The following is a 10812-nucleotide window of genomic DNA, read 5'->3' as shown; positions in this document are numbered from 1 at the left end:
CGGGTAATCGAGCAGAAACCAGAGGACAAAGAAGCACGTCGGGCTGTTGCCGATTTGACGGCAATTTTAGACAAACCGCTAGCAGCACTGGGGCAAATGGAAGATTTACAAGTCGAACAAATGCGCCAAGGTTCCAGCGATGCGGAATTATCCCGGAGAATCCAGCAAGTTCAAGAAGAATTTCTGCAACGACGGGGATTTCAACCACCTTGGGAAGATTATCAAAGAAGACCCGGTAAATAGCGCCATGCGATCGCATAGTCCTATTTTTGGACGTGAAATCGCTGTTCTCTAAGTTAATTACGAGGGTTGAAAAGGGAACAATAGTAAAGCGAAAGGCAAAAATTCACTCTTTTCAACTTTCCACAATACCCATGAATCTTAGAATGCGGCACCTGCCAAAAATAGCGGCAATCGCCATTCCCATTGGTCTTTGTGCTTGTTTCTCTGGTTATTCACTTGTCAAGCAACAAACGCCGGATGTGAAAATTCCTAACACCAGCGTTCAACTACCACTTAACAAGGATAATACGGCAACCTTCCTAGCTGCCTTACCTCCCACAACGCCCAATCGGGAGTTACTAGTGCAAAGTTGGGATAGTTACCGCCAGAGATTTATCCAGAACGATGGACGAGTGATCGACTATGAAGCGAGCGATCGCTCCACAAGTGAAGGTCAAGCCTATGCCATGTTGCGAGCCGTAATCATTGATGATGCCGATACTTTTGCCAGAACCCTTGATTGGGGGGAGAAAAATCTCCGGCGACAGGAAAATGGTAAATACCTCGATAGTTTGTGGGCTTGGAAATGGGGTAAACGAAGCGATGGAACTTGGGGGGCAATCGATAATAATTTTGCCAGCGATGGCGATATTGATGCCGTTACCGCTTTGATTTTTGCATCCAGACGTTGGAATCGTCCCGAATATTTGGAGTTGGCTCGCACCAAACTCAAGGATTTGTGGGATGGTTCAACTGCGATTGGATTTGGCGGTAAAAGGTATTTACTACCTGGTCCAAGTGCCGCATTCATCCCCAATGCTTCAACCCTCCATCTTAATCCCTCCTATCTGGCAACTTATGCGTTTCGCATCTTTGCCCAAGTAGATCGGGAACGGGATTGGTTGGGTTTAGTGGAAACTAGCTATCAAGTTCTCGAAAAATCAACCCAACTTTCCAAAGTTGGTTTACCAAGTGATTGGGTTGCCTTGGATATCAAAACTGGGCAGTACCAAATCTTGCCAGCTTCGAGTCCAATTCAAAGTTTATATAGCTTTGATGCCTATCGGGTGTGGTGGCGAGTTGCTTTAGATGCGACTTGGTTCAACTCACCCCAAGCAAAACGCTATCTTCAAACTTCCACCAAACACCTCCAAAAGATGTGGCGCGAACAAAAGCGTTTGCCAGCAAGTATCGATTTACAAGGGAAGCAATTGGTTAATTATGAAGCAACATCCCAATATGCCATGCTTTATGCCGCTTGGCGTTTAACCGAACCCAAACTAGGTAAAGAGATTCTAGAGCAGAAATTATTACCTCAATACAAACAAGGTATTTGGGGGGATCACTCGGCATATTATACTCAGAATCTAGCTTGGTTGGGATTAATCAATCCTGGGGTTTTGCCAAAGCAATTGTTACAAGCAAATTGAATACAAACCTTATTTTTGACTTGATTTAAACGAGTATCAAGAATAATGCTCAATTTTGAGTTATAAAAAGAACAAATTTCCGACTAGTAATTATAGCTACGAACAAGCAGAAAAATTAATACCTGAATATCTAGTCAATCTATTATCTACCTACTATCCCCATGAAACAATTGTTTCTTCTTTCCCAAATCAGCAAAAAAGCGTTTGTTCTCACCTTCTGCTTTTTACTCTTCCCAAATTCATTTCCCAGTGCCCGTGCGATCGCAAATGCAGAAAAAGACACTCTATTAATTGCCCAAGCGACCACTCCAACTCCGACAAAGAAGCCTGAAACTGATACTAAAAGCGAAGAGAAAGACACAACCACCAATCCTAAAACCTTAAACACCTATAACTTAGAATTCAATCGCAGCCCAATTGTCGGGAACAGAATGCGATTGCGCGGTATTTATTCCGAAGCTCGTCTGGGCTTTACCCGTCCCCGTGGTTGGAAAATCGACAAGCAAACCGGAAATGTGCAAGCTTTAATTCGCTTCCAACATTCACCGTCTTTATATGCAAGTCGCTCAAATCTCACAGTACTAGTAAATGGTACCAGTGTTGGTAGTTCCCCACTCAACCGCAAACAGTCACAAGTCGGTCAATTACTGGTAAATATTCCCCAAAATCTGATCCAGGATTACAACGACCTCACCGTAGTTGCCCAACAGAATAATCACCCTGAATGTAGTGACCCCAACAGCCCTGATTTGTGGACTGAGATTTTACCCGATTCCAAGATTACCTTTAAATATCAAAAGCAACCCCTAGCACTAAACTTTAGTCGCTATCCTTATCCAATTTTGGACAATTTAGGTTTAGAACCTAGCAAAATTGCTTATTTGCAACCAAAACAAGTTAGCGAATCTTGGCTGACTGCTGCGGGTAGATTCCAAGCTGCATTAGGTCGTTCGGCTGATTTCCGTCCCATCGAAACCAGAATGGTGACAAGCGTAGCCAGCGTTAAAGATGATGAGCGCTTAGTTATCATCGGTACTCCCAGCGAACAGCCAGGATTAGCAGATTTAAAAGATTTGCCCTTGAAGATTAGTGGTGGTCGAGTTCTCGACGGCAGTAATAATCCAGTACCCGAAGACCGAGGGGTACTGATTTTCTCCAGCAGCAAAAAGGATAAAGATAAGGAAGATGGTACACCCATCCTGATTGTTACAGGTAATAGTGCTAAGGGCGTGGAAAAAGCGGCAAGGTATTTGACCCAACCCGATTTACGAAAAATGGGTACTGGTCAAGTCGTATATGCCGACCAAATCAAAGATTCAACAACTCCTGGTGTCCGTCAATGGCCTCGATATTTACCCGAAAGCAATACTTTCCAACTCAAAGAGCTAAAAACTTCGACGAATGGGGAAGCATTTAATGATGTCACAGTACGAGGTGCAGGTGCGCCAGCAGTAGAAATCGATTTCCGCGCTTTACCCGATGACAATTTCCTGCGTGGCAGTTCGATGAATTTGATGTATAGTTACGGTCCGCAGATTAACCCGCGTACATCTGCCGTGCAAGTATTCTTGGATGGTAATTTCATTGGTGGTGCGAGGCTAACGAATGAGTCGGGAGAATCACGTAAATCCTTGAAAGTTGATTTGCCTGCGAATTTGGTGAAGCCGGATTCCAAACTGCAAGTCTTTTTCCGCATGAATGCACGGGAAGCCTTTGATAAACAACGATGTGTTCAACCTCCCGACCAACAGCTAACAGGTACGGTGCATTCCGATAGCAGCTTTGATTTGAAGCGGGAAACCTCGGTACAGTTACCGGATTTAAATTTGCTGAAGTTTGGTTATCCGTTTGCAGCACCCCAGGATTTATCCCGTACGGCTGTTGTCATCTCCAAGAACCCATCGGTAACGGATATTTTGACCATGTTGGAGTTGAGTGAACGTTTGGGTCGTTTAAGCCAATCTGATGCGATTAAACTTGATGTTTATACCGCAGAAACCTTACCAGAGACTGTGAAGAAAGAAGATAATTTGGTGGCGATTGGCGTAGTTAGTCAATTTCCCTTGCCGGATGCTTTAAATAATTCCCCCGGTATTAATTTGACTCAGATGTTTTCGCGGACATCGGCTGACGGTAACGTGCAAACTCCCCAGGATAGTCAAGGGATGATTAAACAGGTGGTTTCACCTTGGAATCGCGATCGCGTTGTTTTGGCTTTGACGGCTCAAACTGAGACTGGTTTGGAAAAGGTTCGTCAAGTTCTCAACCAAGACCCTTGGTTTTTCCAACTCAAACAGGACACGGTACTGATTAGTAGTGATAAAAAAGACCCTGTAGCTTATGACCCAGATGCATACCAATTAACTTTCTCCCAAAGTGCGCCTCGCGTCAGTCGGGTGGAGGAGACAACCCTACTTAGTAAGCTTTCACGGTTAATTCAAGATAATTGGCTGTTGTTACCCTTGGGAATTGTCGGTGTATCGCTGTTACTGTATGGTATTGCCCAAATATATCTGAAGCGCTTATCTGCTGGCGAAAGGAAGTAATTTATTGCGTCTTGACGATTTGATTTTTAGTCTTTTTTAATTAGTAGTTAATGACTAATTAATTGCTAACTAATTGCTGATTTGGGACTGCATCTACACCATTTTGGATTGGGCTTGGGGATTTTGGATTTTCACCAAAATAGAAACATTTTTATTTAGTCTGAATCTTAGAATTCTAAGCCAAAATGGTTGCATTTATTCGTTCATAAAATCAGAGAGAAAAGATGTATTTTGAGTTAATTAAATTGGGATAAAAGTTCGAGTAAAATATTAATTATTTACTGAATTTAATATCTCAACAATGCATTAATCAAAACATTTAAAAACTCAAATCAGTAATTTTCAAATCCAAAGAAAGAATGTAATCGATCAAGAAATAAACGTGATGAAATTAGACACGATGAATTAGACGCAATACATCGTATATCTACAAACAAAATATCAAAAATAGAAAATACAAAATGTCTTCTTCCTCATTCAGAACTCCCCCCGGACAACGCCCACGTAGCAAGCTGGGTAGGATACTTACAGAACTGACACCGCGATTTTTTGATACTGCCCTCGAACGGGTCGGAATTAAACAATTTAAATGGCTGGGATTGCTGTTCTTATTGCTTTCAATCCCGTTGATTGTCACCCCCCTAGAAGTTTGGCAACAAGGTGCGATCGCAGTCTTTTTTATTATCCTTGGTCAGGTACTTGTTAAGGCTGAAGAACAGGAATCTTCGCCGGAAATTGGTCAATACTATCACCTGTTTATGGTGTGGCTGAGTTTGGTGACAACCCTACGGTATTTATATTACCGAGTCAGTTATACCCTCAACTTCGATAACTTTATCAATGGATTCGCCTGTAGTTTACTATTTGCCGCCGAATTATACGCGATTTTGACCTTGGTATTGGCATATTTCCAAACTCTCAAAATCAAGGAACGTCAACCCATTAACTTGGCTGCCATTCCCGAAGACCAATGGTATTCGGTCGATATCTATATTCCCACCTTTAACGAAGATGTGGAGATTGTTCGTAAAACCGCATTAGCAGCTTTGGTTTGCGACTACGCACCTGGAAAGAAAACAGTCTACGTTCTTGATGATGGTCGTCCAGAACGCTACAAACCCGATAACCCCAATTACGAGAAGTTTCGTGGTCGTCGCGAAGAACTACGACGGATGTGTGAAGAACTCGGCTGTATTCACATGACGCGGGATAACAACGAACATGCGAAAGCAGGCAACATTAACACCGCATTCCACAAAACTGGCGGCGACTTGGTAATGATTCTCGACTGTGACCACATCCCATCCCGCCAATTCCTGATGCACACCATTGGTTTCTTCAACGATCCAAAGGTTTCCTTTGTCCAAACTCCCCACTGGTTCTACAATCCTGACCCATTTGAGCGCAACTTGGTTACAGGTGGACGTATTCCTGTGGGTAACGAATTATTCTATAAGGTGCTGCAAAAAGGAAATGACTTCTGGAATGCGGCTTTTTTCTGTGGTTCAGCTGCTGTAATCCGCAAAACCCATGCTTTGGAAGTGGGGGGAATTGCTGTGGAAACTGTTACCGAAGACTGTCATACAGCTTTGCGCTTGCACTCGAAGGGTTATAAGTCGGTTTATTACGACAAAATTATGGTGGCAGGATTAGCACCTGATACTTTCTCTTCCTATGTTGGTCAACAAGTGCGTTGGGCAAGGGGAATGGCGCAAATTCTCCGGATTGAGAATCCCATGTTTAACCCCAAGTTAAAACTCAATCTGGCACAGAGAATTTGTTACATGAGTGCGACATCCCACTTCTTGTATGGATATCCGCGATTGGTTTACGCGGTAGCTCCGACTTTATTCCTATTATTCGGCATCAACTCAGTTCAGGGTTTGGGTGTGGAAACCTTAGCTTACGCTTTACCCCACATCTTACTATCGTTGTTTTGTAATTACATCATTTACAAACATGTTCGCTTCTCCTTCTGGAACGAAATTTTTGAATTTGTGATGTCATTCCAAGCTGGATGGGTGACATTGCTAGCTTTGATTAACCCCAAACTTGGTACGTTTAACGTTACCGACAAGGGAGCAAACATTGCCAAACGTACCTTTGATTGGCGCTCAATGCGGGGGTTAGTGATTGTCAGTTCTTTGGTGATTTCTTCTTTACTTGCGGTTCCTTACTGGTTACTATTGCGTCCAGAAGACTGGCAAGCAGTACTGGTAAACACGATGTGGTCAGGTTTTAACTTGATTTTGCTTTCCTCGGCTTTGTTGGTTGGCTTTGAACAGCCCCAAATCCGCACTGCACACCGATTACAACGTCACCTACCCGTAATTATTTCCAGCAACGACCAAACAATTATGGGGGAAACTATAAATATCTCGGAAACTGGGGCATTAGTTTCCTTGGAATCCTGGCCGAATTTGCCCGATGAAGTCCAAATTGAAATTCTCGGAGATTTCTCTGCCCGTGCCACACTTACTGGTAGGGTGATTCGCTTATCACCAGTCAGCGAAACCGAGACTCATTTAGCGATCGACTTTGTAAATCTCAACCAGCAGCAAAAAGACCAGTTAACCCTGGTAATTTTCTCAGATGTGAACGAATGGTACTCTCAAAAGCACGATTACTCAGACCAACCCCTGGCATCCCTGGGTTTTCTTGCCACCAGTTTAACGCGATCGCTCCGTGATGTTAAACAGATTCCTCGCAAGAAGGTACGCAAGCAAATACAAGCATACGGTCAATTATATTGGGATGGGGATTTCTTTCCCGGTGTCGCAACTGAACTTGGTGTTACTGGTATGCGTTTAGAATTGGATGGTAAACGCGCTGTTGCTTCTAGTAAGCAGTTAGGAGAACAGGATTTACATAATATGCGAAATGCCAAGCCATTGGTTGGTTTGTTGTTGAGTCAGGAAGCTAATAGTCAGACTCCAACTAAATTTGTGGCGGAAATTATTTCTGTTCAAGAAGATGCTAGTGGTAGAATCGCCATTGAATTGAATTTACCGGACAAATTTAAAGGACAACAAACGCCAAAAGTCAAGCAATTGTTACAAAGTTTGTAGTTAATCTGGGAAGTTTGACTTCAATAAATGATGATGGATCCGGTTTCTTGAGAGGAACCGGATTTTTGTTTTTAAACGCAGAGAAACGCGAAGGTATACGCAGAGGTTCACAGAGAAATACAGAGATTTTAACGTGTCGCGGAAGTCCCATAATAAATCATTTCTAAACCAAAACTAAATTATCGCGATGTACTACAGTTTCTACCCCTATATAACCCAAAATCTCGCTAATTTCTCGCGAATGTCTTCCACGAATCTTCAGTAATTCCTGACTACTATAATTGACTAAACCTCGTGCAATCTCATTCCCTTGACGATCAAAAATACCCACCGCTTCCTGAGTCTCAAACTCACCTTCAACTAAGCTAATCCCCGCAGCTAACAAAGACTTGCCACCATCAGAAATTGCGATCGCAGCACCATTATCTAAGTACAATTTTCCCGCAGTAACTAAACCATAAGCAATCCAACGCTTCCGTGCTGATGTGGGTTCTGGTTGGGGTTCAAAATGTGTCCCCAAAGGCTCCCCATTCATGATTCTCTCGATGTTGCGGGGATATTTGCCTTCAGTAATCACAGTGCGAACTCCCGCAGCTACAGCAATGCGTGCAGCAGATATTTTTGTCACCATTCCCCCTGTTCCCCATTGCGAACCCTGGGAACCCGTTTCTACCTGCATTTCCCCAAGCTCTTTCATACTACTAACTACCGCGATGGGTTTGGCATCGGGAACCGAACGCGGATCGGCAGAATATAATCTATCTACGTCTGTCATTAAAAATAACCAGTCTGCTTCGATTAAACTGGCAACTAATGCTGAAAGCGTGTCATTATCACCAAATTTGAGTTCTTCAACAGCAACAGTGTCGTTTTCGTTGACAATGGGTATAACCCCAAGTTCCAGCAATTCCCGAAAGGTATTGTAAACATTCAAATAGTGACTGCGCTGTACCAAGTCGCTACGTGTCAATAATACTTGAGCAATTGGTTGTTGTAGGGTTGTAAATAAATCGTCATAAACACGCATTAACCTTCCCTGTCCAACTGCTGCAACTGCTTGTTTCAGGGCAATATTTTTTGGTCTTTCCGTTAACCCCAACCTAGCACAACCGACGGACACAGCACCAGAAGACACCAAAATCACCCGATGTCCCTGTCTTTGTAAGTCTGAGAGCGTTTCTACAAGCGTTGCGATCGCAGATAATGCTAATAATCCTGTGTCTGCTTGGGTAAGACTGGAAGTTCCAATTTTAACGACGATAGTCTGCATTGAAGGAATTAGGAATTAGGAATTAGGAATTAGCGAATCTCGATTAATTTGTGTGAACCTTTGTTTTTTTTTGCTGAATATTTGCTCCCAAAACTTCGGAAATCCAGACTTCAAAATTACGAATAGGGTGCGATCGCATTGCCACGTCAGCATGTACAATCGGTTCTACAAGAATTGTAAACATCTCTAAACGATTACCAACTAAGACATCAGTAAATAATCTATCTCCAACCATCCCAACTTGATTTGCTGGTAAATCCATTTGTTCCAAAGCTGCACGTATTTTACGACGTGATGGTTTAGCAGCACTAAGGTAGTAGGGTAAATCGAGGGAACGAGCAATATTACCAATTCTGGATTCACTAATATTATTGCTAACTAACCACAGTGATACAACTTCACGCATCTCTTGTACCCAATTTTGCAATTCTGATGAAGCATCTACCGCATTAAAAGGTACTAAGGTTTCGTCAACATCTAGTACTAATCCTTTGAGTTGATATTCTTTGACAATATCGGGGGTAAGATTCAAAATCGATCCTAAAATTAAGTCAGGTTGTAGAAGTTGGTTCAAGTTCATGTTCAAATAGTTAGGGATTGGTAATTAGTAGAGACGACTCGCTGAGTCGTCTAGGAATTAGGAATTAGGAATTAGGAATTAGGAATTAGGAATTAGGAATTGGGGATAGACAACATAAATTATTTAGAACTTATAACTCATATATTAAAAACTGTTAAAGATTATACTTTTTATCTGCCAAACCTAATATTTATTAAGCCTCTCCCCTGATTTATGGGGAAAGGTTGGAGAGGGGTTCTATATTAGTCAAATTTTAAGCCGTTTGCAGTATAACTCATAACTTTATTATCTTTGTCTTTCCCTACGGATTTTTACAACTGCCGCTTCGTGTTCTGGGAGAGTGCGACTAAAAACATGCGTACCATCATACCGAGCAACAAAGAATAAATATTCTGTACTTTCCGGATTCAATACAGCCTTTAAACTCTCCAAAGCTGGAGCTGCAATTGGTGTAGGAGGCAATCCGGGGGTTGCATAAGTATTATAAGGTGATGGTTTCCTTACCTGTGCAAATGTGAGTGGTTTATCGGGGGTTTGACGAATCCCAAAAGCGTATTCAACAGTGGGATCGCTTTCTAATTTCATCCCTTTTAGCAATCTAGAGACAAATACACCAGCAATACGGGGACGTTCTTTTTGGACAACAGCTTCTTTTTCAACAATACTAGCAAGTGTCACCCACTGTTTGAGCGTAAATTTAGGTTGATTTAGTTCTTGATTTTGAGATTTTTGATATACAGGTAATGCTGTTTTCTCAAAACGTTCTAACATTAACTGTACAACAGCTTGAGGAGTAATGCGTTCTTTAGTAACTTGGTATGTTTCAGGAAATAAAAAACCTTCGAGAAAAGGAATATCAGCAGGCAACCAAGGATATTTTTTGCGATCGATTTGACTGGCAGCATCAATAAAATCTTGGCTAGAAAACCAACCTTTTTCTTTTTGGAAATAATCTGCCATTTGTCGCAAAGACCAACCTTCAGGAATGGTAAAACTAACTTGTATGACTTTGCCATCCCAAATAGTTTGGGCGATTTCGTTTAAGGGTTGATTCGCTGACAGTTCGTATGTACCAGCTTGAAAACCACCATTTGATTTTTGCGAAGAAATATATCTTGCAAGTAAATCCCAAGCAATTTTTGAGCGAATTAATCCTGCTTGTTCTAACTTGGTGCCGATTTGCTGTGTAGCTGTACCTGGAGGAATTTGGATTTGTTGGGGTTTTGCTGCATTTAATTGCGCTGGGGAAATAGCCCAATTCCACCATAACCATCCGGAAGCTCCAAAAATTGCCAAGAATAAAGGCAGCAAGCTAAATAAAAATAACTGCTGCCAACCTTTTTGTTGACGATTCATGAAATAGTAATTTCGTATTGGTTAATGGATATTAAGTTAATGGTTAGTTTCTTAGAGCATGTTTGAAAAGTCGGATAAGGTATAAATTGCCATTCTGAGTGGAGTCTTACGGAACGTTCGCGCTTACGCGTTCCCGCAGGGTAGAATCTTGCGTTTCATGCATATACTGAGATGCTGAGGAACGAAGCATGACATAGAAGGAGACTTTTCAAACATCCTCTTAGAGGGCGTTTAATAAAAGGGTAAGATAAGGTAGGTAGGTGACAAGTTATCAGCAAATGTTAAATATTAACTATTAACTACTAACTTTTAGAAAACCCACTTTCTTCATCTTTACTGT

At 42.0% G+C, this 10812-nt stretch carries 6 protein-coding genes and 1 pseudogene; 4 read left to right on the top strand and 3 right to left on the bottom strand.

Annotation, left to right across the window (positions count from 1 at the left end):
* The 4 genes and pseudogenes from CK510_RS18710 to bcsA all read left to right on the top strand — a co-directional run.
* Positions 1-243: pseudogene (locus CK510_RS18710) on the top strand (nicotinate-nucleotide--dimethylbenzimidazole phosphoribosyltransferase); the annotation flags it as partial.
* Positions 244-374: 131 nt separating this feature from the next.
* Positions 375-1652: a family 8 glycosyl hydrolase gene (locus CK510_RS18705; protein ID WP_245912213.1), complete on the top strand. Its 1278-nt coding sequence runs from the start codon at positions 375-377 to the stop codon at positions 1650-1652.
* 161 nt (positions 1653-1813) lie between these two features.
* Positions 1814-4198 (top strand): cellulose biosynthesis cyclic di-GMP-binding regulatory protein BcsB, encoded by a 2385-nt coding sequence (locus CK510_RS18700; protein WP_095723142.1) that lies wholly within the window; start codon positions 1814-1816, stop codon positions 4196-4198.
* 461 nt (positions 4199-4659) lie between these two features.
* Positions 4660-7266, top strand: coding sequence for a UDP-forming cellulose synthase catalytic subunit (gene bcsA / locus CK510_RS18695; RefSeq protein WP_095723141.1), 2607 nt, complete (start codon positions 4660-4662; stop codon positions 7264-7266).
* A 163-nt stretch (positions 7267-7429) separates the two neighbouring features.
* On the opposite strand, the gene proB is transcribed toward bcsA, so the two are convergent.
* The 3 genes from proB to mltG form a co-directional block, all read right to left on the bottom strand.
* Entirely contained in the window at positions 7430-8536 is a 1107-nt protein-coding gene (proB, locus tag CK510_RS18690) for a glutamate 5-kinase (protein WP_095723140.1), read from the bottom strand.
* A 43-nt stretch (positions 8537-8579) separates the two neighbouring features.
* Positions 8580-9116, bottom strand: coding sequence for a YqeG family HAD IIIA-type phosphatase (locus CK510_RS18685; RefSeq protein ID WP_095723139.1), 537 nt, complete (start codon positions 9114-9116; stop codon positions 8580-8582).
* Positions 9117-9401: 285 nt separating this feature from the next.
* Positions 9402-10472 (bottom strand): endolytic transglycosylase MltG, encoded by a 1071-nt coding sequence (gene mltG, locus CK510_RS18680; protein ID WP_095723138.1) that lies wholly within the window; start codon positions 10470-10472, stop codon positions 9402-9404.
* Positions 10473-10812 lie beyond the last annotated feature (340 nt).

This window comes from Brunnivagina elsteri CCALA 953 (assembly GCF_002289455.1).
Lineage (GTDB): Bacteria > Cyanobacteriota > Cyanobacteriia > Cyanobacteriales > Nostocaceae > Brunnivagina > Brunnivagina elsteri.
The sequence above is the reverse complement of the archived record's forward strand: the minus strand, read 5'-3'. Positions and strand labels throughout refer to the sequence as shown.

Coding starts and splice junctions, on each gene's coding strand:
- proB (WP_095723140.1), bottom strand. CDS start 8,536: ATGCAGACTATCGTCGTTAAAATTGGAACTTCCAGTCTTACCCAAGCA.
- CK510_RS18705 (WP_245912213.1), top strand. CDS start 375: ATGAATCTTAGAATGCGGCACCTGCCAAAAATAGCGGCAATCGCCATT.
- CK510_RS18685 (WP_095723139.1), bottom strand. CDS start 9,116: ATGAACTTGAACCAACTTCTACAACCTGACTTAATTTTAGGATCGATT.
- mltG (WP_095723138.1), bottom strand. CDS start 10,472: ATGAATCGTCAACAAAAAGGTTGGCAGCAGTTATTTTTATTTAGCTTG.
- bcsA (WP_095723141.1), top strand. CDS start 4,660: ATGTCTTCTTCCTCATTCAGAACTCCCCCCGGACAACGCCCACGTAGC.
- CK510_RS18700 (WP_095723142.1), top strand. CDS start 1,814: ATGAAACAATTGTTTCTTCTTTCCCAAATCAGCAAAAAAGCGTTTGTT.